The sequence below is a fragment of the Shimia sp. R9_2 genome, from assembly GCF_017743735.1.
Taxonomy (GTDB): Bacteria; Pseudomonadota; Alphaproteobacteria; order Rhodobacterales; family Rhodobacteraceae; genus Shimia.
The window spans coordinates 146,295-167,053 of record NZ_JAGHRO010000003.1; the positions used below are offsets into that span (position 1 = coordinate 146,295).

Annotated in this window: 21 protein-coding genes; 10 read left to right on the forward strand and 11 right to left on the reverse strand. The window is 60.1% G+C overall.

Translation table 11 applies throughout. The features are described 5' to 3' along the window. Nucleotides 1–50 precede the first annotated feature (50 nt). The 9 genes from J7400_RS09325 to J7400_RS09365 all read left to right on the forward strand — a co-directional run bounded on the left by J7400_RS09325 (nucleotide 51) and on the right by J7400_RS09365 (nucleotide 8,115). Nucleotides 51–929, forward strand: a complete 879-nt coding sequence (locus tag J7400_RS09325) for a lysophospholipid acyltransferase family protein (RefSeq protein ID WP_209062373.1) — start codon at nucleotides 51–53, stop codon at nucleotides 927–929. Nucleotides 930–948: 19 nt separating this feature from the next. After that, nucleotides 949–1,761, forward strand: a complete 813-nt coding sequence (gene murI, locus J7400_RS09330) for a glutamate racemase (RefSeq protein ID WP_209062375.1) — start codon at nucleotides 949–951, stop codon at nucleotides 1,759–1,761. Between the two features lie 139 nt (nucleotides 1,762–1,900). Beyond that, on the forward strand, nucleotides 1,901–2,929 hold the full coding sequence (gene argC, locus J7400_RS09335; protein ID WP_209062377.1) for an N-acetyl-gamma-glutamyl-phosphate reductase: 1,029 nt from the start codon (nucleotides 1,901–1,903) through the stop codon (nucleotides 2,927–2,929). Nucleotides 2,930–2,956: 27 nt separating this feature from the next. Then, nucleotides 2,957–3,406 (forward strand): cytochrome c maturation protein CcmE, encoded by a 450-nt coding sequence (gene ccmE, locus J7400_RS09340; protein WP_209062379.1) that lies wholly within the window; start codon nucleotides 2,957–2,959, stop codon nucleotides 3,404–3,406. A gap of 147 nt (nucleotides 3,407–3,553) precedes the next feature. Further along, on the forward strand, nucleotides 3,554–4,165 hold the full coding sequence (locus J7400_RS09345; protein ID WP_209062380.1) for a holin-associated N-acetylmuramidase: 612 nt from the start codon (nucleotides 3,554–3,556) through the stop codon (nucleotides 4,163–4,165). Continuing rightward, on the forward strand, nucleotides 4,156–4,743 hold the full coding sequence (locus tag J7400_RS09350; protein WP_209062382.1) for a holin family protein: 588 nt from the start codon (nucleotides 4,156–4,158) through the stop codon (nucleotides 4,741–4,743). Before J7400_RS09345 ends, J7400_RS09350 begins: the two co-directional genes overlap by 10 nt. 74 nt (nucleotides 4,744–4,817) lie before the next feature. Next, nucleotides 4,818–6,791: a heme lyase CcmF/NrfE family subunit gene (locus J7400_RS09355; protein ID WP_209062384.1), complete on the forward strand. Its 1,974-nt coding sequence runs from the start codon at nucleotides 4,818–4,820 to the stop codon at nucleotides 6,789–6,791. 8 nt (nucleotides 6,792–6,799) lie between these two features. Further along, on the forward strand, nucleotides 6,800–7,273 hold the full coding sequence (locus J7400_RS09360) for a cytochrome c-type biogenesis protein (protein WP_209062385.1): 474 nt from the start codon (nucleotides 6,800–6,802) through the stop codon (nucleotides 7,271–7,273). Nucleotides 7,274–7,338: 65 nt separating this feature from the next. Beyond that, a complete protein-coding gene (locus J7400_RS09365; RefSeq protein WP_209062387.1) occupies nucleotides 7,339–8,115 on the forward strand; it encodes an enoyl-CoA hydratase-related protein in 777 nt (258 codons plus the stop codon). Between the two features lie 53 nt (nucleotides 8,116–8,168). On the opposite strand, the gene J7400_RS09370 is transcribed toward J7400_RS09365, so the two are convergent. The 4 genes from J7400_RS09370 to gltX form a co-directional block, all read right to left on the reverse strand. Next, complete coding sequence (locus J7400_RS09370; RefSeq protein WP_209062388.1) at nucleotides 8,169–8,678, reverse strand: DUF2087 domain-containing protein; 510 nt, start codon at nucleotides 8,676–8,678, stop codon at nucleotides 8,169–8,171. A 261-nt stretch (nucleotides 8,679–8,939) separates the two neighbouring features. Continuing rightward, nucleotides 8,940–9,761: a calcium-binding protein gene (locus tag J7400_RS09375; RefSeq protein WP_209062390.1), complete on the reverse strand. Its 822-nt coding sequence runs from the start codon at nucleotides 9,759–9,761 to the stop codon at nucleotides 8,940–8,942. A gap of 336 nt (nucleotides 9,762–10,097) precedes the next feature. Beyond that, nucleotides 10,098–11,393, reverse strand: coding sequence for a citrate synthase (gene gltA, locus J7400_RS09380; RefSeq protein ID WP_209062392.1), 1,296 nt, complete (start codon nucleotides 11,391–11,393; stop codon nucleotides 10,098–10,100). Nucleotides 11,394–11,493: 100 nt separating this feature from the next. Next, complete coding sequence (gltX, locus tag J7400_RS09385) at nucleotides 11,494–12,894, reverse strand: glutamate--tRNA ligase (RefSeq protein ID WP_209062395.1); 1,401 nt, start codon at nucleotides 12,892–12,894, stop codon at nucleotides 11,494–11,496. Between the two features lie 87 nt (nucleotides 12,895–12,981). Here gltX and J7400_RS09390 point away from each other — a divergent pair, with 87 nt between their 5' ends. Further along, nucleotides 12,982–15,018: a ComEC/Rec2 family competence protein gene (locus tag J7400_RS09390; protein ID WP_209062396.1), complete on the forward strand. Its 2,037-nt coding sequence runs from the start codon at nucleotides 12,982–12,984 to the stop codon at nucleotides 15,016–15,018. Here the strand turns inward: J7400_RS09390 and lexA are convergent. From lexA to J7400_RS09425, 7 genes are all read right to left on the reverse strand, one after another. Beyond that, nucleotides 15,012–15,725 (reverse strand): transcriptional repressor LexA, encoded by a 714-nt coding sequence (lexA, locus tag J7400_RS09395; protein ID WP_209062398.1) that lies wholly within the window; start codon nucleotides 15,723–15,725, stop codon nucleotides 15,012–15,014. The genes J7400_RS09390 and lexA overlap by 7 nt on opposite strands. A gap of 126 nt (nucleotides 15,726–15,851) precedes the next feature. After that, complete coding sequence (gene glp / locus J7400_RS09400; RefSeq protein WP_209062401.1) at nucleotides 15,852–17,027, reverse strand: gephyrin-like molybdotransferase Glp; 1,176 nt, start codon at nucleotides 17,025–17,027, stop codon at nucleotides 15,852–15,854. After that, the gene (gene moaC, locus J7400_RS09405) at nucleotides 17,024–17,512 is read right to left on the reverse strand and encodes a cyclic pyranopterin monophosphate synthase MoaC (protein ID WP_209062403.1); all 489 of its coding nucleotides are present in this window, start codon (nucleotides 17,510–17,512) and stop codon (nucleotides 17,024–17,026) included. Before moaC ends, glp begins: the two co-directional genes overlap by 4 nt. Next, the gene (gene trpC, locus J7400_RS09410) at nucleotides 17,512–18,327 is read right to left on the reverse strand and encodes an indole-3-glycerol phosphate synthase TrpC (RefSeq protein ID WP_209062405.1); all 816 of its coding nucleotides are present in this window, start codon (nucleotides 18,325–18,327) and stop codon (nucleotides 17,512–17,514) included. Before trpC ends, moaC begins: the two co-directional genes overlap by 1 nt. Further along, nucleotides 18,324–18,989 (reverse strand): uracil-DNA glycosylase, encoded by a 666-nt coding sequence (locus J7400_RS09415; RefSeq protein ID WP_209062407.1) that lies wholly within the window; start codon nucleotides 18,987–18,989, stop codon nucleotides 18,324–18,326. The genes trpC and J7400_RS09415 overlap by 4 nt, the downstream gene beginning before the upstream one ends. Nucleotides 18,990–19,038: 49 nt before the next feature. After that, nucleotides 19,039–20,058: an anthranilate phosphoribosyltransferase gene (trpD, locus tag J7400_RS09420; protein WP_209062409.1), complete on the reverse strand. Its 1,020-nt coding sequence runs from the start codon at nucleotides 20,056–20,058 to the stop codon at nucleotides 19,039–19,041. Beyond that, complete coding sequence (locus J7400_RS09425) at nucleotides 20,055–20,648, reverse strand: aminodeoxychorismate/anthranilate synthase component II (protein WP_209062412.1); 594 nt, start codon at nucleotides 20,646–20,648, stop codon at nucleotides 20,055–20,057. The genes trpD and J7400_RS09425 overlap by 4 nt, the downstream gene beginning before the upstream one ends. Nucleotides 20,649–20,759: the final 111 nt, after the last annotated feature.

The following is a 20,759-nucleotide window of genomic DNA, read 5'->3' on the forward strand; positions in this document are numbered from 1 at the left end:
TGTCGCATATCTGACATATGATGCGCGGACACAGAGACCAGAGAAGACCCATGCCGTCCAAACGCCAAGTTGCCCGTGACATCAGTTATGCTTACTCCGCACAGACCCGCAGCGGTCGTGCGATGATCCGTGTGATGGAGAACGCCACAGGGCGGCTGCGCCTAATCAAGCGCGCCGAGGGTTATGAGACGGAAGTGGCTGCGGGGCGGGATTTCTGGTCGGTGATGCGCGAGCGCTATGGGCTGTCGCTGGATGTGGTGGGCGGGAGCCTCACCAATATTCCCAAAACCGGCCCGCTGATCATGATCGCCAACCACCCTTACGGGATTCTGGACGGGCTGATGATGGGCAATATCCTGAGCCAGACGCGCGGCGATTTCCGGATTCTGGCGCATCAGGTGTTCCGCAAGGCTGAAGACCTCAACCGCGTTATTTTGCCGGTCAGCTTTGATGAGACCAAAGAGGCGGTGAAGCAGAATCTGGAAACCCGCAAGACCGCGCTGAATTACCTGAAAGAGGGCGGGGCCATTGGGATTTTTCCGGGCGGCACGGTCAGCACGGCAGAGACACCTTTTGGCACGCCGCTTGACCCGGGTTGGCGCGGGTTTACTGCACGGATGGTGGCGAAATCGGAGGCCACCGTGGTGCCTGTGTTCTTTGACGGGCACACCAGCCGCCTGTTTCAGATCGCCAGCCACCTGCATTACACGCTGCGCATGGGCTTTCTGATCCGGGAGTTCAAAAAGCGGGTGGATACGCCGGTGCGCGTGGTGATTGGCGAACCAATTGACCGCAATGCGATCAACAGCCGCGCCAAAGACACCAAGGCGCTCATGGACTTTCTGCGAGACAGCACTTATTCTCTTTCTCCCAAGCCCATTGCCAATTTTGGCTATGGATTTGAGTTTGAAGAAAAATACCGCGCCTGATCGCGGATAGAGGTGTGTTGTGGCAGTTGGGATTTTTGACAGTGGTCTGGGCGGTCTGACCGTTTATGACGCGGTGAGCAAGCGCTTGCCGGAGGTGCCGATTGTGTATTTCGGCGATAATGCGCATGCGCCTTACGGGGTGCGCGACGCAGATGACGTGTATGATCTGACCACCAAGGCGGTGGAGCGGATGTGGGAAGCGGGCTGCGATCTGGTGATCCTCGCCTGTAACACCGCAAGCGCGGCCGCGTTGCGCCGTATGCAGGAAAGCTGGGTGCCGACGGACAAGCGGGTGCTGGGCGTTTTTGTGCCGCTGATTGAGGCGTTGACCGAGCGCAGCTGGGGGGACAATTCCCCGCCGCGCGAAGTGGATGTGCAGCATGTGGCGCTGTTTGCGACACCGGCCACCGTGGCAAGCCGCGCGTTTCAGCGCGAGCTGGCGTTTCGCGCGATTGGCGTGGATGTGGAGGCACAGGCCTGTGGCGGCGTGGTCGATGCCATTGAAGATGGCGATATGATCCTGGCCGAGGCGCTGGTGCGCAGCCATGTGGACGCGCTCAAACGCAAGATGCCCGAGCCACAGGCGGCGATTTTGGGCTGTACCCATTACCCGATCATGCATGACACCTTTCAAGATGCTTTGGGCGCAAGGGTAAAAGTGTATAGTCAGGCCAATCTGGTGGCAGAATCACTGGCGGATTATCTGGAGCGGCACCCAACCATGATCGGGACGGGCGAAAAGAATATGTTCCTGACCACAGGCGACGTGCGCAAGGTCTCTGACCGGGCGACGCAGTTTTTGCGACGACGAATTACCTTTGAATCGGCCTGACACCCGATCGTGAAGAGAGCCACATGCGACCTGCGGGCGCAGGCTCTCGCAAAACTCCCGATTTTTGATTATTTACCCCGAAGGTGACGGGGTGGCCGGCTGAACAGCTGTGGCCAACAACAGGAAAGAGGTCTTTGAGATGACCCATAAAATCGCAATTCTTGGCGCCAGTGGCTATACCGGAGCCGAATTGGTGCGTTTGATCGCCACCCATCCGAGCATGGAGATTGTGGCGCTGTCCGCAGATCGTAAGGCAGGCATGGAGATGTCAGCGGTGTTCCCGCATCTGCGCCATCTGGAGTTGCCGATCCTGTGCAAGATCGACGAGATTGATTTTGCCGATGTAGATCTGTGTTTCTGCGCCTTGCCGCATGCGACTTCTCAGAAAGTTATCAAGGCTTTGCCTTCTGACGTTAAGGTTGTCGATCTGAGCGCGGATTTCCGTCTGCGCGACCCAGAGGAATACGCCAAATGGTACGGCGGGCAGCATGATGCGCTCGAAATTCAGCAAGAGGCGGTCTATGGTCTCACCGAATTTTACCGCGAAGAGATCAAGGCGGCGCGGGTTGTGGCCGGGACTGGCTGTAATGCGGCAACCGGACAGTTTGCGCTGCGCCCGCTGATTGAAGCGGGTGTGATTGATCTCGATCAGATTATTCTGGACCTGAAATGTGCAGTATCCGGCGCAGGGCGGTCCTTGAAAGAGAACCTGCTGCATGCGGAGCTGAGCGAAGGCTACCAAGCCTATGCCATTGGCGGCACGCACCGGCATCTGGGCGAGTTCGATCAGGAATTCTCCAAGATTGCGGGGCGCGAGGTGAAGGTACAGTTCACCCCGCATCTGGTGCCTGCAAACCGGGGCATTCTGGCGACGGTGTATGTGCAGGGGGATGCGGCGGAGATCCATGCGACCCTTGCGGCGGCCTATGGTGATGAGCCGTTCATTGAGGTGCTGCCCTTTGGCGAAGCGCCAAGCACGCGCCATGTGCGGGGCTCCAACTTCTGCCATATCGGCGTGACCGGAGACCGGATCGAAGGGCGCGCGATTGTGATTGCGGCGCTGGACAACCTGACCAAAGGGTCCAGCGGGCAGGCGTTGCAAAACGCCAACCTGATGTTGGGAGAAGAGGAAACCGCCGGCCTGATGCTGGCGCCTTGCTTCCCGTAAAATGCGCTGTGGCGCGGGAGACTAAAAATGAAGAGCCTGAAAAAGCAACGTCGGATCCAGGTGATCATCCTGACCTTCGTAGCCATGATCGTATCCACCGCCTTGATCGGCTATGCGATGCGAGATGGGATCAATTTCTTCCGCTCACCTTCTCAGGTGCTTGAAGAGCCTCCCGCGGCCAACGAGGTGTTCCGCATTGGCGGGCTGGTTGAGGATGGTACACTGGTGCGGGCTGACGGCGAAACCGTGCGGTTTTCCGTAACAGACGGCGGCGCGTCGGTGCCTGTGACCTTCACCGGCATCCTGCCGGATCTGTTCAAAGAGAACGAGGGCATGGTGGGCACAGGCTCTTATGTGGACGGTGTGTTTGTGGCGACGGAAATCCTCGCCAAACACGATGAGACCTATATGCCCAAAGAGGTGGTGGACGCGCTGAAAGAGCAGGGCGTATATCAGGAGCCGGAAAGCGAAGGCTGACCGCAGCCCCTTTCAACAGAGATTTGAACCCGCAGGTCTGACGGCTTGCGGGTTTTTCTATGCGCGCAACAGCAGCGTGCGGCGGGCTTGGAGGGGCTTAACGCAGGCGTGCCAGCTTGGCCGTGTCAGGCACAGGAGGGCGACAGAATGTTGAATGTGCAGCAAATCGCGCGGGAGATCGTGGCCCGCGAAGGGGGTTTTGTGGATGATCCGGATGATCCGGGCGGGGCGACCAAATTTGGCGTGACCATCCATACGGCGCGGCGGCTTGGGTTGGACAAAGACGGGGATGGCGATGTGGATGTAGCAGACATTCGTGCGCTCACCCGGGAAGATGTGGAACGGGTTTTTCTGAAACACTACTATGAGGCCCCGGGGATCAGCAGTTTGCCGGAGGTTTTGCAAGCCTCAGTCTTTGACATGTATGTCAATGCAGGCGGCAATGCGGTGAAAATTCTGCAGCGGTTGCTTGTGCAGATGGGACAGCAGGTCACGGTGGACGGGCAGATTGGCCCGCAGACCATCGCCGCCTGTGAGGCTGCTGCTGCCTTGGCCCCACATCATCTTGCCGATGCTTACGGGGTGGCACGGCGGAATTATTATTTCCGGCTGGCGGACCTGCGCCCCAAATCGCGCAAATATGCGCGCACGCGGGCAGGCCATAAGGGGGGGTGGATCAAGCGGGCGGAGGAGTTCATCTCGCCCCGATATCACCTGAGTGCGGAGGAGTTTCAGAAACGGGTGGCGTCATGGGGCTGATTGAACGGGCGCTGTCCTTTGTGTTTGGCGGCGGGCGCAATGTGATTGCGGAGACCGCAGAGGTGTTTCGGGAGAACGCGGAAGCAGGGGCGCAGCGGGCGCAGGACGTGCAGATCGCGGCGATGCAGAGCCATGCGGAAGAGTTCCGGACGGTTGACCGCGGGGTGTTTGACCGGCTGATGGACGGGATCAACCGCGTGCCGCGCCCGGCCATGGCAATCGGCTGTCTGGCGCTGTTTGTGGCGGCCATGGTGGATCCGGTGTGGTTTGCGGCGCGCATGACCGGTATTGCGCTGGTGCCTGATCCGATGTGGTGGCTGTTGGGCGTGATTGTGAGTTTCTACTTTGGCGCGAGGCATCAGGCGAAAGGGCAGGAATTTCAACGCAGTATGTCGCAGAACTTGAAGCAGGTGCCGCAGGTTGTGGAGGCCATTGAGACGTTGGAAAACATCCAGAAACGAGAGGACGATGCAGGCGCGGACGAGCGGGCAGACGCCCGTGCGCCAAAGCAGAGTGCAGAGGGGCCGGAAGGCCTGAAGAACCCTGTCCTAGATGATTGGCGCAAAACGGCAGGCTGAGGGCGCGACAATCTGGACCGAGATTTACGCCGAATTGCATTGGACCCTTGGGGAGGCAGGTCTATATAGACGCCATGATAGTAGAGCTCGGCCATTTCGCACTGATCCTAGCCGCCGTCACCGCCGTGGTGCAGGCAATCGTTCCTCTTGTTGGCGCGCATAAGCGATGGCCCGGTTGGATGGCTGTGGCCGAACCAGCTGCGGGCTTGCAGTTCCTGTTCACAGGCTTCTCTTTTGCGGCGCTAACTTATGCCTTTGTGGTGTCTGATTTCTCCGTGCAGTTGGTGGTGAGCAACTCCCACACGCTGAAGCCCATGCTCTATAAAGTGAGCGGTGTCTGGGGGAACCATGAGGGGTCCATGCTGCTCTGGGTGTTCATCCTGACCATCTTTGGTGCCTGTCTGGCGTGGTTTGGCGGCAATCTGCCCGCAACCCTGCGCGCCCGCGCTTTGGCGGTGCAAGCCTCTGTGGCAGTTGCTTTTTTTGCCTTTATCCTTCTGACGTCTAACCCGTTTTTGCGGATGGATGTGGTGCCGTTTGACGGCGGCGATCTGAATCCGCTTCTGCAGGATGTGGGCCTCGCGCTGCACCCGCCGTTCCTCTATCTGGGCTACGTGGGACTGAGCATGGCGTTCTCCTTTGCGATTGCTGCGTTGCTTGAGGGCCGTGTGGATGCGGCCTGGGGGCGCTGGGTGCGGCCCTGGACGTTGGCGGCTTGGGTGTTTCTGACCATCGGCATCGCGCTTGGCTCCTGGTGGGCCTATTACGAGCTGGGCTGGGGCGGCTTCTGGTTCTGGGATCCGGTGGAAAACGCCTCCTTCATGCCATGGCTTCTGGCGGCGGCGCTGCTGCATTCCGCTATTGTGGTGGAAAAACGTGAATCGCTGAAAAGCTGGACGATCCTGCTCGCGATCATGGCGTTCAGCTTCTCCCTGATCGGGACCTTCATTGTGCGCTCCGGTGTGATCACCTCTGTGCATGCCTTTGCCAATGACCCGGAGCGCGGCGTATTCATTCTGGCCATTCTGGCGGTGTTCACAGGCGGCGGGCTGACCCTGTTTGCGGCGCGGGCCGGGGCGATGGAAGCGAAGGGCGTGTTTGGTGTGGTCAGCCGGGAAACCGCGCTGGTGCTCAACAATATCCTGCTGGCGGTGTCCTGTTTTGTGGTCTTTATCGGCACCATCTGGCCGCTGGTGAGCGAGCTTGCCTTTGCCCGCAAGTTGAGCGTGGGCCCGCCCTTCTTCAATATGGCGTTCACACCTTTCATGGTGTTGCTTGGCGCGATCCTGCCGATTGGCGCGATGCTGCCGTGGAAGCGGGCCAAGCTTGGTAAGGCGATGAAGCCGCTGGTGCCTGCATTGATGCTGGCGATTGCGCTGGCCGGGCTGGTCTGGGCGATGCAGAGCGGACGGTCGCCTCTGGGTCCAGTTGGGCTGTTCCTTGGCGCATGGCTGGTCTTTGGTGCCGCCACGGACCTGCTCTCGCGCACTGGACGGGGCGATCTGAAGGCGCGTTTGGGCCGGATGACGCGGCTGCCACGTGCGGATTGGGGTAAGGCGGTGGCCCATGCGGGGCTTGGCGTGACCATGTTTGGCGTTGCCGGTCTGATGGCCTGGGAGCAGGAAGACATCCGTGTGGCGCAGCTCAATGAGCCATACACCGTCGGCGCGTTTGAGATCACGCTCGAGAATGTGCGTGATGTGGAAGGGCCGAACTATCTGAGCACCATGGCGGATATTCGGGTGCGCAGCGGTGGCCGAGAAATCGCCATGCTGCATCCGGAAAAGCGGGTCTATCCGATTGCGGGGATGCCAACCACCGAGGCGTCGATTGACTATCGTGTGCTGCGGGATGTGTATCTGGCGCTTGGGGATGAACAGCCGGGCGGGGCCTATACGGTGCGCACCTATATCAAGCCCCTGACCAACTGGATCTGGATGGGATCGTTCCTGATGGCGCTTGGCGGCTGTCTAAGCCTGAGCGATCGGCGTTACCGCGTGGCTGCGGGCGCGCGCAAAGCGCCAAGCGGCGGTGTGCCGGCGGAATGAGGTTTGAGATGTTGAACGCCCTACGCAAATTTGGAGCCACCCTGGCAGTGGCGATGCTAGTGGCAGGGCCAAGCGCGGCTGTGCAGCCTGATGAGGTCTTGGCTGATCCCGTTCTGGAAGAGCGGGCGCGGGAAATTTCCAAAGATTTGCGGTGTCTTGTGTGTCGCAATGAAAGCATTGACGAAAGCAACGCCCAGCTGGCGCGTGATCTGCGCCTGTTGGTGCGTGAACGCCTTGTGGCCGGAGACAGCAACGACGGCGTGGTGGATTTTGTGGTGGAGCGCTACGGCGAATATGTGCTGCTGCGGCCACGCACCACCGGCTCCAACCTGGTGCTTTATCTTGCAGGTCCGGCGATGCTGATCATCGCACTTGGCATGGGGCTGGCCTATGCGCGGCGGCGCTCTCAGGCGCGCGCGCCGACCGAACGCAAGCTCAGCGCCGAAGAGGCGGCCCGATTGAAGGAAATCCTTGAAGACTGACGCAAATTCCCCCTTGAGGAACCGCACAATTTAGCGATGAATTGTCCGGGAGAGGGAGAAACTTCATGGATTATCAGACGATCACTTATGCCGTAGAGGACGGCGTGGCCGTGATCACGTTCAATCGGCCTGAGACGTTGAACGCGATGACGCAGCAAATGCGTGCGGAAATCACAGATGCCATCATTGCCGCCGGTGAAACTGCGCGCGTGCTGGTGCTGACCGGCGCGGGGGGCGCGTTCTGTTCCGGACAGGATCTGGGGGACGGTGCAAATGCCGCGCATGTGGATCTGGAGCGCACGCTTCGGGACGAATACATGCCGATGCTGCGCGCGTTGCGCGACCTGTCGATCCCGACCATCAGCGCAGTGAACGGGGCGGCTGCCGGGGCGGGGGCCAATCTGGCGCTGGCGGCGGATGTGGTGATCGCCTCGGAGAGCGCCTATTTCCTGCAGGCCTTCAGCCGGATTGGATTGATGCCGGACGCAGGCGGCACCTATGAGCTGCCGCGTCGTATGGGCACCGCCAAAGCCATGGGTGCCGCGCTCTTTGGCGAGCGCATTTCGGCCACGCAGGCAGATCAATGGGGGATGATCTGGGAAGCGGTGCCGGATGAGGGTTTTGAGGCCCATTGGCAGGCGCGGGCGAAGCATTTGGCGAGTGGCCCGACGCTGGCCTACAAAGAAATCAAACGCGCCATTCAGGAAAGCTCGGCCAACGACTGGACCAAGCAGATGGAGCAGGAAGCCAAGCGGCAGGGCAAGCTTGGCAAGACCCGCGATTTTCAGGAAGGCGTGGTGGCCTTTCTGCAAAAGCGCCCCGCGCAATATGAGGGGCGCTAAAGTCTGTTACCCCACGCCCGCCACAGGTGGAGGCATGGGGAGCGGAGCGGCATTCAGCGCTCTTTGAGACGTCGCATGAGGGCCAGCGCTTCGGGTGTTGGCCTTTGTTCTATGCGGCGGTAGATGCGGCCATCAATGGTGCGCTCGGCCAGTTTGTGGTCGATCAGGGAACGGCGCAGAAGCACGTGATCGTCAAAGGCCAGCCCGTCTTTCAGGACGGTATTGACCTCTTTTTCGCTGAGATCCTGATGGGCGGACAGGCGCGCCCAGAAGGGCCAGAGGCAGAGGCCCTGCACCTTGGTCCATTTGGGCCAGCGAAACATTTTGCCGTTTTCGTCAAACACCCGCAGGGCGCGTTTGAGGGCCAGTTCGTCCAGCGCAGGCGGCGCTTTGGCGGCGGCGTTGCGCAGGTGCTGATGGTTCTGAAATCCGGCGGCCTTGGCCACAAGACCCATCATGGCCGCATGGCCGGGCAGGGCGTCTTGCCCTGCAAGAGAACGGCGCAACTGTTTGGTGAAAGCCGAAACATCGGCCACATATAGCGGGGTCACGTCTTTGGACATGAGCGCATCCTTTTGGCTGGCGTGTGTCCCGAAGGCAAAAGCCCAAGCCGGGGTCGATGGCCGCCCTTGTCGACGACACGCGCAAAAGCATGCTGTCGGCTCATAAAATCGCAGGTTTAGCAAAGTCAGACTGACCGGCGGCGCCTGGGTGAACTGCGTACCCTGACGCCACCCTAGTCATCGCGCCAAACGCATGCAACGGGTTTTGCGCGTGGCAGACCGCAAGAGGTTCCCTGCGGCCTGATGTTTTGATTGGGGCTGTTAGGCTACGGTCAGAACCACATCGGATACGTCCAAGCCTGCCGCATCGCCAGCGATACGTGCCATCACCACACCGTTGGCCAGAACCTGGGTTTCGCCTCCAGTGCGCTCAAGGGTGATGGTCGGTGACGGTTGATCATCTTCATACAGAACGGAAAGAATATCTTCGTTTGCATCAAAATCGGTGATCAGCGGGGCATCTTCGTCAATCCATTGCCCAATTTGAAACAGGTCCACTCCTTCGCCACCGGTTGCGGTATCCCCTTCGCCGAGCAAAAGCACGTCGTTGCCACCGCCGCCGTCCAGCACGTTGGCTTCGTCTTCCGTTGGCTCCTCGAACTCGAGCGGGCCGGAAGCGGCACGATCTCTGTAGACATCGCCAATCTCGATTTCGCGGTTCGAGATGTCGGCGCCTATGAGTACGTCATTGCCCGCGCCACCGTTGAGTGTATCGTTTCCAGAATACCCGCGAAGAGTGTCATTGCCCTCGCCACCGCTCAGGAGGTCGTCGCCTTCGCCCCCAGCTAGAACGTCGTCGTCCAAGTCGCCGCGCAGGGTGTCATCTCCGGTGAAGCCGAACAGGAAATCTCGTCCTTCACCGCCATTGAGCGTGTCATTACCGCCTTCACCCGAGAGGATATCGTGCCCTGACGTGCCCGAAATTGCGTTGTCGCTGTCGTTGCCTTCACGCAGCAAGCCGGTTTCACCCTCATCTTCGCCTTCGGTCACACGAATTGGGGTGTCAGAAACCGCTTCATCACCATCATCGTCGTCGCTGATTAATCCGCCAGCAGCCAGCCCGACGAGAAGAAGGCCAAACATCCACATTCTACTTACTCCATCCAGTACGTTGTGCGCCTAGCAGGCGACAAATTTGCTTTGACTTGGATTGGGCGAGCGACCGCTGTTTCTGAAATCACCAGAAACCGTGAGTTTATCAACCGATTGTTCTGAATATTGCAAAGGGCAGTGGTTGCGACTCAAAATGTTCCAAATCAAATATCTCTAGAAGCATACATTGCACGTTAAACGTGTCAAAACTTTGTCTCGAAATTTAATTTCTCACACCCATAAGGCGATCTCAGTAAGCCGTTGATGCAAAAAGAAAACGCGCCGAAAAGGATCAGCGCGTTTGAAAGTGTCTGGTTGTGCTTTCGCTTAGCGGTTTTCGATGTCCACGTAGCCACGCACGTCTTCGCCGAGGTACAGCTGGCGCGGACGGCCGATTTTGTGGGCTGGATCGGACAGCTGTTCTTTCCACTGGGAGATCCAGCCAACTGTGCGGGACAGGGCAAAGATTGGGGTGAACATGGAAGTCGGGAAGCCCATCGCCTCCAGAATAATGCCGGAGTAGAAGTCCACGTTCGGGAAGAGCTTCTTGTTCTTGAAGTACGGGTCGTTCAGAGCGATGTGCTCGAGCTCTTTGGCGACCTGCAGCAGCGGGTTGTCTTCGACGCCCAGCAGCTCCAGCACTTCGTCGGCGCTTTCTTTCATCACGGTCGCGCGTGGGTCCATGTTTTTGTAAACACGGTGGCCAAAGCCCATCAGACGGAACGGGTCGTTCTTGTCTTTGGCGCGGGCGATGAATTCCGGGATGCGATCCACAGAGCCGATTTCTTTCAGCATTTCCAGGCAGGCCTGGTTTGCGCCGCCATGTGCCGGACCCCAGAGGCAGGCGATGCCCGCTGCGATACAGGCAAATGGGTTTGCACCGGAAGAGGAGGCCAGACGCACGGTGGAGGTCGATGCGTTCTGCTCGTGGTCGGCGTGCAGGGTGAAGATACGGTCCATCGCGCGGGACAGGATCGGGTTCACCTCATAGTCTTCGGCAGGCACAGCAAAGCACATGCGCAGGAAGTTGGAGGCGTAGTCCAGATCGTTGCGTGGGGAAACAAACGGCTGACCGATGGTGTATTTATAGGCCATCGCCGCAATAGTTGGCATCTTTGCGATCAGGCGGTGAGATGCGATCTCGCGCTGGCGCGGATCGTTGATGTCGGTGCTGTCGTGGTAGAAGGCAGACATTGCGCCAACCACACCCACCATGATCGCCATCGGGTGCGCGTCGCGGCGGAAGCCGCGGAAGAAGTTCACCATCTGCTCATGCAGCATGGTGTGATGCGTGATGGTGTTCTCGAATTCTTCCAGCTCGGTTGCGGTTGGCAGGGTGCCATAAAGCAGCAGGTAGCAGACTTCGAGATAGTGGGATTTGCCCGCGAGATCGCCAATCGCATAGCCGCGGTGGGTCAGGATGCCTTCTTCGCCGTCGATATAGGTGATGGTGGATTCACAGGACGCTGTGGAGGTGAAACCTGGGTCATAGGTGAACACACCGGCTTGGCCGTAGAGTTTGCGGATATCCAGCACATCCGGGCCGGAGGTGGGAGAATAGACCGGCAAGTCGTAGGACGCACCATCAATGGTGAGCGTCGCGGTTTTCTGTGTCTCGGACATGGCTGTTTCCCTTCTTATCGAGCCGGGGACACGGAGTGCCCCGGCAGCTTTGTCTTCGCAGCGGATTAAAGTGGCGTAAACGCCACTAAAACCGTCACATTTAATTGGCGACGTCTGAAAGACGCGCGAGTGTTTCCTCGCGTCCCAACACCAGCATCATGTCAAACACGCTGGGGGTCGCAGCGCGGCCAGCCAGCGCAGCCCGAAGAGGGCCGGCCATCTTGCCGAACTTGATTTCCTTGGCTTCTGAAAAGCTGCTCGTTACAGCCTCAAGCCCTTCACGCGTCCAGCTAGCATTTTGCAGCTGCGGCGTCAATTCTTTCAGTATACCACGGGATACTGTATCAAGATTTTTTGATGCCTTTTCCTCAACGTCAAGTGGGCGTGCCGCGAGCGCAAAGTGAGCTTTTTCAAGCAGATCGGGGAAAGTTTTGGCCCGATCCTTCAGGCAGTAGAGCGCGTCCCGTAGTAATACGGTCTGGGCCTCAGACAGCGCGGGCAGGTCTGCTGCGGCGCGATAGGCCACGATTTCTTGCAGCAATGCAGCATCATCAGACACCGCGATGTGCTGGCCACAGATGTTTTCCAGCTTCTTGGTGTCAAAGCGCGCAGGGCTTTTGCCGATGCCATTGAGATCAAACCACTCTTTGGCCTGGGTGTCGGTGAAGAACTCGTCATCGCCGTGGCTCCAGCCCAGACGGGCCAGATAGTTGCGCATGCCAGCAGCCGGATAACCCATCGCCTGATATTCCTGCGCGCCGAGTGCGCCGTGGCGTTTGGAAAGCTTTTTGCCGTCTTGACCATGGATCAGCGGGATATGGGCCCAGACCGGCACGTCCCAGCCCATGGCCTCATAGATCATCATCTGGCGTGCGGCATTGTTGAGGTGGTCATCCCCCCGGATCACATGGGTCACGCCCATATCGTGGTCATCAACAACAACAGCCAGCATGTAAACCGGCGTGCCATCCGAACGTAACAGCACCATGTCATCGAGCTGGTCGTTACGTATGGTCACATCGCCCTGCACCTGATCGCGGATCACGGTGTTGCCCTCGCGCGGGGCTTTGATGCGCACCACATAAGGTGCGTCCGGATGGGTTTCCTCTGCGGCGTCCCGCCAAGGGCTTTGATAAAGCGTGGATTTCCCGGCGGCGCGGGCCTCTTCGCGGAAGGCAGCGATTTCGTCCTGTGTGGCAAAACACTTGTAAGCTTTGCCCTCAGACAGCAGCTGCAGCGCAACTTCGGCGTGGCGGCTTGCGCCCTCAAACTGGCTCACAACCTCGCCGTCGTGATCGAGACCGAGCCAGGACATGCCTTCCAGAATGGCGGCTGTGGCCTCGGGGGTGGAGCGCTCGCGATCGGTGTCTTCGATGCGCAAAAGGAACTTGCCGCCACGGCCACGGGCATAAAGCCAGTTGAACAGCGCCGTGCGCGCGCCACCAATGTGCAAGAAGCCGGTGGGCGAAGGGGCAAAACGGGTGACGACCTGGCCTGTCATAGCGGGCTTAACCTTTCAGTAACCATGTGTGATTTAGCGTTTTGCGCACTGTCTAGCGACACGGCTGGGAGAGGACAAGGCTTGCGCATGGTGACGCCGCTGCGCCAATCCGTTCTGGCACAGCGCGGGCATCTGTTTTGTTGGGTTCCTGTTGGGCTGGCGTTTGGGATTGGCCTGTATTTTGCACGGCCTGTTGAACCGGCGGGCTGGGGGCTTCTTTTGGCGGGCTGCCTTGCCGCCTGTCTGATGGTTCTCACACGACATAAAGAAGCCGATGTGGCGGCAGGGCTTTGGGCGGTTGCGCTGATCTTGGCAGGATTTGCACTGGCCGGGGGGCGGGCGCATCTGGTTGCAGGTCCGGTTCTGGAGTTTCGCTACTATGGGCCGATAGAGGGGCGGGTGGTGGCGATAGACCGCTCCGCCTCAGAAGCGCTGCGGCTCACGTTGGAGGAAGTGCGGCTGTCGCGCGTATCTCCTGAAGAAACACCCCGAAGAGTGCGAATTTCTCTGCATGATGAAGGGTTTGGCGTGACGCCTTTACCTGGAATGTTTGTCGGGACCACAGGGCATCTGTCGCCGCCTTCCGGTCCGGTGGAGCCGGGTGGGTTTGATTTTCAGCGACATGCCTGGTTTCAGAGGATCGGGGCCATTGGCTATACCCGTGTGCCGGTTGTCCGGTTGATCCCGGGGCCGGTTGACGGTGGGATTTATGGCCTGCGGATGCGCCTGTCGGGTGCGGTGCAGGCACGGATGCCGGGGGGCGTTGCGGGGGTCGCAGCGGCGATCACAACCGGGGACCGCTCTGCCATTCCCAAAGAGGTGACAGAGGCCTTGCGCGGCGCCAATCTGGCGCATCTGCTAGCCATTTCCGGGCTGCATATGGGACTGCTCGCCGGATTTGTCTTTGGTGCGATCCGCTTTGGTTTTGCGCTGGTGCCTTATGTGGCGTTGCGGGTGAACGCAAAGAAACTCGCCGCGGTGGGGGCCTGCGTGGCCGCAGCGGGCTATTTGATCCTGTCGGGTGGGAGCGTGTCCACCGAGCGGGCCTTTGTGATGACAGCGGTGGTGCTGGCGGCGGTGTTGCTGGACCGGCGGGCGCTGACTTTGCGGGCGGTGGCTGTGGCGGCGATTGTTGTTTTGGTCTTGCGGCCCGAGGCCTTGCTGGGGCCGGGGTTTCAGATGTCTTTTGCTGCCACTGCCGCGCTGATCGGGGTATTTGGCTGGTTGCGTGAGGCGCGGCTGTCTTATGGCCCGCGCTGGATGTCGCCGGTCTCGGCGGTGTTTATCTCCTCTTTTGTGGCGGGGCTCGCCACCGCGCCGTTTGCCGCGCTGCATTTCAATCACATCGCCCACTATGGCCTGCTGGCCAATGTGTTGTCCGTGCCGGTGATGGGGCTGGCGGTGATGCCTGCCGCGGTGGTAGCGGCGGTGCTCGCGCCTTTGGGGCTGGAGCATCTGCCGCTCTGGGTGATGGGCCAAGGGCTTCAGTGGATTTTGACGGTGGCGGAGTTTGTCAGCGGGTTGGAGGGCGCGCGCGGGGCGGTGAAAAGCGGCCCGCCGGTGGTTTTTCCGTTGGTTTCGCTGGGCGGTGTTATTGTACTGCTGTGGCAGGGACATGCGCGCTGGGGTGGCAGCCTGTTGATTGCGCTGGCTTTTGCGATCTGGAACATGACCCCACGCCCGGATGTGCTGATCTCAGACACTGGTGGATTGGTGGGGGTGCTGACACCTGAGGGGCGCGCGCTGTCCAAAGCCAAAGGGCAGGGCTTCGTGGCACGCAACTGGCTTGAAAATGATGGGGACATGCGCACACAAGTGGCGGCCGCTGCGCTTTGGACTCCAGAGGCTAAACAGACGCCAACGGGGCAGATTCTCCACGTGCAGGGCAAAAGAGGCTTGGCGGCGTTTGAAGGGTGTCAGAGCGGAGACTTTGTTGTCTTTTCAGAAGACTATGGATCGCAGTTGTCGTGTGATTATGTTGATGCAAGCGCGCTGGAAGATACGGGCGCTATGGCGCTGTATTTTGAGGCAGAGGGCCTCAAACGCATAACGGCCCGCGAGATCGCAGGCCGTCGATTGTGGAACGACACGGCAGTGCGCGCCGGAAGGTTTGGCACTCAGTAGGTGCGGATCAGACCTACCAGCTTGCCCTGCACCTTCACCTTGTCTTCGGGATAGACGCGGGTTTCATAGGCCGGGTTGGCGGCCTCAAGCGCGATGGAGCTGCCGTTGTGGTGGAACTTTTTCAGGGTCGCTTCCTGATCTTCGACCAGCGCCACCACGATGTCGCCATTGTCCGCGGTTTTGGTCTCCGCGATGATCACCACATCGCCATCGTTGATGCCCGCATCAATCATGGAGTCGCCTTTGACCTGCAGGGCATAGTGGTTTGAACCAGTCGCCAGCATCTGACCGGGCACCGCCACGTGATGGTCCACATGGCTGATCGCCTCGATCGGCACACCAGCCGCGATTTTGCCCATCACAGGCAGCTCACGAACCGACATCAACGCCGCATCGGGGCTGATGTTGGCGGGCACTGTGGGCGAGGGGTGCGGGCCGTCGATCACCTTGGGGTTAAACCCGGCTGTCGGCGCAGAAGGTGCGCCGCCCATGCTTTCAGGCAGCTTCACAATTTCGATGGCACGCGCGCGATGGGCGAGACGGCGGATAAAGCCGCGTTCTTCCAGTGCGGTGATCAGCCGGTGAATGCCGGATTTGGAGCGCAGATCGAGCGCATCCTTCATTTCGTCAAAGCTGGGCGGCACCCCGTCGCGTTGCAGACGGGTGTGAATGAACTCCAGCAGGTCCAGTTGCTTCTTGGTTAACATGCTCGACGACCCCCTTTTACAAAGTGTCTTAAGCTTGTTCTACGCATGTTCTTGTTTTGTGTCAAAACTTTTTGAGAACATAGCGGAAACACATCCTGAAAAGACACGACTGATCAGGCGGTTATGTCAGAGCGGGAGGTAGGATACCTCTGTTCCGGCGGGCAGTTCCGGGCTGTTTGGCTGGCAAATCAGCAGGGCGTTTGCGTCAGACAGAATGGAAAGCAGCGAGCTGTCTTGGTTATCAAAGGTCACAAGGCCGCGTGGGCTGACATGGGCGCGCATGTAATGTTCGCGGGGGCCATTGGCCGGAGCGGGGGCTGCGAGCGTTGTGGTCTGATGCGGTGAGGGGGCTTGGCCAAGGCCGAGCATGGCGCGGATCACCGGAAGCACAAAGACATGGCCGCAGACCATGGCGGAGACCGGATTGCCCGGCAGACCGATCATCATAGCACCGTTGGCCATGGTGCCTGCCATCAGCGGTTTGCCCGGACGCATGGCAATCTTGTAGAAGCTGCGCTCCATGCCCAGATCCTGCGCTACTTTGCCGACCAGATCATGATCGCCCACAGAGGCGCCGCCAATGGTGATCAGAAGATCGGCATCATCAACCAAGGCGAAGGCTGCTTTGAGAGAGGCTTCGGTGTCCCGCGCTATGGGCAGAAGACGCGCTTCGGCACCCGCGTCGCGCAGCATGGCCTGAAGGCCGAAACTGTTGGAGGCGATGATCTGATCGGGGCCGGGTGTTTCGCCCGGCATCACCAGCTCGTCACCAGTGGAGAGGATCGCCACTTTGGGGCGGCGAGTCACGGGCACGGAGGCGATGTTCATCGACGCCATGAGCGCGATGTCAGAGGGACGCAGCACGCGGGGCGCGTCGATGGTTTGCCCAACTTTGAAATCGCCACCTAAGGGGCGGATGTGAAACCCTTTGTCGAGGTTTTCAGACAGGGTGATTGTGTCGCCGTCGCGGGTGACATCCTCCTGAATGATCACGCGCGTGACGCCCTCAGGCACAGGCGCGCCGGTGAAAATCCGTACGGCTTCGCCCGCGCTCACCTTGCCATCAAAGGCGTGGCCTGCAGCGGCCTCTCCGATCACCTCATACTGCGCGCCGGGCGCAACCCCTTCGGCGGTCACACCGTAGCCGTCCATCGCGGAGGCGGAAAACGGCGGCTGGTCACGTCTGGCCGAGACAGGTGAAGCCAGCACGCGGCCATTGGCCTCTGACAGCGGGACAAGCTCGCTGTTCAGGGTTGGGGTGAGGGCAAACAGATTGGAGAGCGCTTCGCTGACAGAAATCATTTCGCTTCGTAACGTCCTGATTTTCCGCCGTCTTTCAGGATGACGCGGATGCCGCCGATCTCCATCTCTTTGTCCACGGCTTTGGACATGTCGTAGACCGTAAGTGCGGCAACATTCACCGCGGTGAGGGCTTCCATCTCCACACCGGTTTGTCCGGTGGTCTTTACCGTGGCTTCAATGCGCACGCCGGGAAGATCGGCATCCGGTGTCAGCTCCACAGCGACTTTGGTGATCGGCAGCGGGTGGCACAGCGGGATCAGGTCGGCGCATTTCTTGGCGCCCATGATGCCTGCAAGGCGGGCAACGCCAAGCACGTCGCCTTTCTTGGCGCGGCCTTCGGCGATGATGTCATAGGTGGCAGGTGCCATCTTTACCCAGCCCTCAGCCGTCGCAATGCGGGAGGTCACAGCCTTTTCTGAGACGTCCACCATATGGGCGTCGCCTTTGCCGTCGAAATGGGTGAGGCCAGAGCTGTGGTTGCTCATCACATGCCTCCCATGGCGTTGAGCGGGTTGGCCAAAAGCGTGCGGGTGGCGCTGGCGACATCGTCCTGACGCATCAGGCTCTCGCCGATCAGGAATGTGCGCGCGCCATAGCGTGCCATGTCGGCCAGTTCGGCAGGGGTGTTAAGCCCGCTTTCACAGACGATCAGGCGGTCTTCGGGCACCAGCTTGGAGAGGTGGCGCGTGGTGTCGAGCGTGGTCTCAAAGGTTTTGAGATTGCGGTTGTTGATGCCCATCAGCGGGGATTTGAGCTGGCTTGCGCGCTCAAGCTCTTCGGCGTCATGCACTTCGAGCAGGACATCCATGCCCCACTCAAACGCACAGGCCTCAAGCTCTTGCGCCTGACTGTCGGTCACCGAAGCCAGGATGATCAGAATGCAGTCCGCCCCCAGCGCGCGGGCTTCGGCCACCTGATAGGTGTCATACATGAAGTCCTTGCGCAGCGCGGGCAGGTTGGTGGCTGCACGCGCTTCGGTCAGGAAGGATTTCTGCCCCTGAAAGCTCGGTGTGTCGGTCAGCACCGAGAGGCAGGTCGCGCCGCCGTCCTCATAGGCTTTGGCCAGCACTGGCGGATTGAAGTCTTCGCGGATCAGACCCTTAGAGGGTGACGCTTTTTTGACTTCGGCAATCAGGCCGTAGCCTGAGCGGCTGGCCTTGTGCAGCGCGTCGGAAAAGCCGCGTGTCGGGCTGGCTTCGCGTGCTTCGGCTTCGACGGCTTCCAGCGGCTTGGCGGCTTTGTCGGCTGCCACTTCCTCGAGTTTGTAGGCCTTGATTTTGTCCAGTACGGTCTCGGTCATGCGTGCGTCCAGTCTATTGGCGGCTCGCCGCGCTGCGTGAGCCATGTGTTTATTGTCGAAAACGGGCGGGAGCCAAAGAAGCCGCGGCGGGCGGACAGGGGCGAGGGGTGCGCCGTTTCGATCATCAGATGTTGGGCGCCATCTTTAGGCGCTTGGATGTGAGGTGCAAGGGCCTGAGCCTGTTTTCCCCATAAGACAAAAGCACATGGATGGCAGGAGACCTCTTTGAGCACCTGATGAGCGAGGGTTTGAAAGCCGAGTGCCTTATGCCCGTTGGCTTCACCAGCAGGCACCGTAAGCACTGTGTTGAGCAGCAGGACACCTTGGCTGGTCCAATGGCGCAGATCGCCGGTCAGGGGGGCAGCGCCGATATCGGCGATCATCTCTTTGTAGATGTTGTTGAGCGAGCGTGGCAGCGGGCGCACGTCCGGCTCCACAGAGAAGGCCAAGCCGTGGGCATGACCGGGCGTGGGGTAGGGATCCTGCCCGAGAATGACCACACGCACCTGATCCGGGCGCAGGGCCTCAAGCGCGGCAAAACGCTGGTCGGCTGGAGGCAGGATGTCGCGCGGCTCTTCGGCGATGGTTTGCGCGATGCGCGGCCAGTCGGCCTCAAAGAAAGGCAGATGCGCCCAGGCGGAAGGGATGGGGGTGTCCATCATTCTGTCTCCCGCATGGGCGTTGGTGTTGTCTGTCTTTGCACAGCGCGGATCACGCGGCAGAGGTGACTTTGGCCAATGCGGCGACCTTGCCTTTGGCTGCGCCGCTGTCGATGCTTTCGCGTGCTTTTTCAACGCCTTCTTTCAGGTCGCCCGCTGCGTCTGCCACCACAAGCGCGGCTGCCGAATTCAGTAAGACCGCATCGCGATACGCACTTTGCGCGCCATCCAGAAGGGCGCGGAAGGCGTTGGCGTTGTCCTCGGGCGTGCCGCCTACGATGGCCTCAAACGGGTGCACGGGCAGACCGGCATCTTCAGGGTGCAACTCAACGTCTTTGACGGTGCCATCGGTCTCAAGTGCGGAAACCCAGCTTACGCCGGTGATGGTCAGCTCATCGGTGCCGTCAGAGCCATGCACCAACCAAGCGCGCTCGCTGCCCAATTGGCCAAGTGTTTCGGCCATGGGGCGAATGAGGTCGCGGGTAAATGCACCGGTCAGCTGGCGTTTGACGCCTGCTGGGTTGGTCAGCGGGCCGAGGATGTTGAAGATCGTGCGGGTGCCAAGCTCTGCGCGGGTGGGCATCACATGGGCAATCGCCGGGTGATGCATCGGCGCCATCATGAAGGCGATGCCGCAGCTTTCCAGCGCCTTTTCAACCACTTCCGGCCCAACCATCACGTTGATGCCCATTTGGGTTTGAACATCCGCAGTGCCGGATTTGGAGCTGAGGTTGCGGTTGCCGTGTTTGGCAACGGGCACGCCAGCCCCAGCCACAACGAAGGCCGTGGCGGTGGAGATGTTGAGCGTGTGCTTGCCGTCGCCCCCGGTGCCAACGATGTCGATGGCGCCCGCAGGCGCGTTCACGGCGTTGCACTTGGCGCGCATCACGGCGGCGGCGGCGGCATATTCATCGACCGTTTCGCCACGGGTGCGCAGCGCCATTAGCAGGCCGCCCATCTGGCTTGGTGTTGCCTCGCCCTCAAACAGCAGGGAGAAAGCGGCCTCGGCCTCGTCGCGCGACAGCGGACGATCCGCGGCCGCGCCGATCAGCGTCTTGATATCATGGCTCATGCGGCGGCCCCTTTCGGGGAGGGCATCATGTCCAGGAAGTTCTTGAGCATGGCGTGGCCGTGTTCAGAGGCAATGGACTCCGGATGGAACTGTACGCCCTGAATCGGCAGCTCTTTGTGCTGCAGACCCATGATGGTGCCATCCTCAAGTTCTGCCGTGATTTCAAGGCTGTCGGGGAAGGTTTCGCGATCCACCACCAGCGAGTGATAGCGGGTGGCCTCAAAGGGGCTGGGCAGACCCGCGAACACACCTTTGCCGGTGTGCTTCATGGTGCCCATCTTACCATGCACGATCTCATGACAACGCACGACGTTGCCGCCAAAGGCCTGACCGATGGTCTGATGGCCCAGACACACGCCCATAAGCGGTGTGCGGGTTTCCGCTGCGGCTTCGGTCAGGGCAAGGCAAATGCCCGCCTGATCCGGATCACAGGGGCCGGGAGACAGCAAAATACCGGCCGGGTTCATCCCCATGGCGTCCTGTACCGTCAGCGCGTCGTTTCGCCAGACCTGCACATCGGCGCCCAACTCGCCCAGATAATGCACAAGGTTGTAGGTGAAACTGTCGTAATTATCGATCAGAAGCAGCATTTTGTCGGTTCTTATCCTAAAGATGCGAAAGGGGTGGAGGCGAAGGGCCTGCTCGCGGTATACATGCTCAGGCTTGGCGCAGAGGGTCAAGAGGGGCACAGGCAGGTTCGC

Excerpts from the sequence above, each read along its gene's own strand:
- J7400_RS09325 (WP_209062373.1), top strand. The coding sequence starts at position 51 with ATGCCGTCCAAACGCCAAGTTGCCCGTGACATCAGTTATGCTTACTCC.
- argC (WP_209062377.1), top strand. The coding sequence starts at position 1,901 with ATGACCCATAAAATCGCAATTCTTGGCGCCAGTGGCTATACCGGAGCC.
- ccmE (WP_209062379.1), top strand. The coding sequence starts at position 2,957 with ATGAAGAGCCTGAAAAAGCAACGTCGGATCCAGGTGATCATCCTGACC.
- J7400_RS09345 (WP_209062380.1), top strand. The coding sequence starts at position 3,554 with ATGTTGAATGTGCAGCAAATCGCGCGGGAGATCGTGGCCCGCGAAGGG.
- J7400_RS09350 (WP_209062382.1), top strand. The coding sequence starts at position 4,156 with ATGGGGCTGATTGAACGGGCGCTGTCCTTTGTGTTTGGCGGCGGGCGC.
- J7400_RS09355 (WP_209062384.1), top strand. The coding sequence starts at position 4,818 with ATGATAGTAGAGCTCGGCCATTTCGCACTGATCCTAGCCGCCGTCACC.
- J7400_RS09360 (WP_209062385.1), top strand. The coding sequence starts at position 6,800 with ATGTTGAACGCCCTACGCAAATTTGGAGCCACCCTGGCAGTGGCGATG.
- J7400_RS09365 (WP_209062387.1), top strand. The coding sequence starts at position 7,339 with ATGGATTATCAGACGATCACTTATGCCGTAGAGGACGGCGTGGCCGTG.
- J7400_RS09370 (WP_209062388.1), bottom strand. The coding sequence starts at position 8,678 with ATGTCCAAAGACGTGACCCCGCTATATGTGGCCGATGTTTCGGCTTTC.
- J7400_RS09375 (WP_209062390.1), bottom strand. The coding sequence starts at position 9,761 with ATGTTTGGCCTTCTTCTCGTCGGGCTGGCTGCTGGCGGATTAATCAGC.
- gltA (WP_209062392.1), bottom strand. The coding sequence starts at position 11,393 with ATGTCCGAGACACAGAAAACCGCGACGCTCACCATTGATGGTGCGTCC.
- gltX (WP_209062395.1), bottom strand. The coding sequence starts at position 12,894 with ATGACAGGCCAGGTCGTCACCCGTTTTGCCCCTTCGCCCACCGGCTTC.
- J7400_RS09390 (WP_209062396.1), top strand. The coding sequence starts at position 12,982 with ATGGTGACGCCGCTGCGCCAATCCGTTCTGGCACAGCGCGGGCATCTG.
- lexA (WP_209062398.1), bottom strand. The coding sequence starts at position 15,725 with ATGTTAACCAAGAAGCAACTGGACCTGCTGGAGTTCATTCACACCCGT.
- glp (WP_209062401.1), bottom strand. The coding sequence starts at position 17,027 with ATGATTTCTGTCAGCGAAGCGCTCTCCAATCTGTTTGCCCTCACCCCA.
- moaC (WP_209062403.1), bottom strand. The coding sequence starts at position 17,512 with ATGAGCAACCACAGCTCTGGCCTCACCCATTTCGACGGCAAAGGCGAC.
- trpC (WP_209062405.1), bottom strand. The coding sequence starts at position 18,327 with ATGACCGAGACCGTACTGGACAAAATCAAGGCCTACAAACTCGAGGAA.
- J7400_RS09415 (WP_209062407.1), bottom strand. The coding sequence starts at position 18,989 with ATGATGGACACCCCCATCCCTTCCGCCTGGGCGCATCTGCCTTTCTTT.
- trpD (WP_209062409.1), bottom strand. The coding sequence starts at position 20,058 with ATGAGCCATGATATCAAGACGCTGATCGGCGCGGCCGCGGATCGTCCG.
- J7400_RS09425 (WP_209062412.1), bottom strand. The coding sequence starts at position 20,648 with ATGCTGCTTCTGATCGATAATTACGACAGTTTCACCTACAACCTTGTG.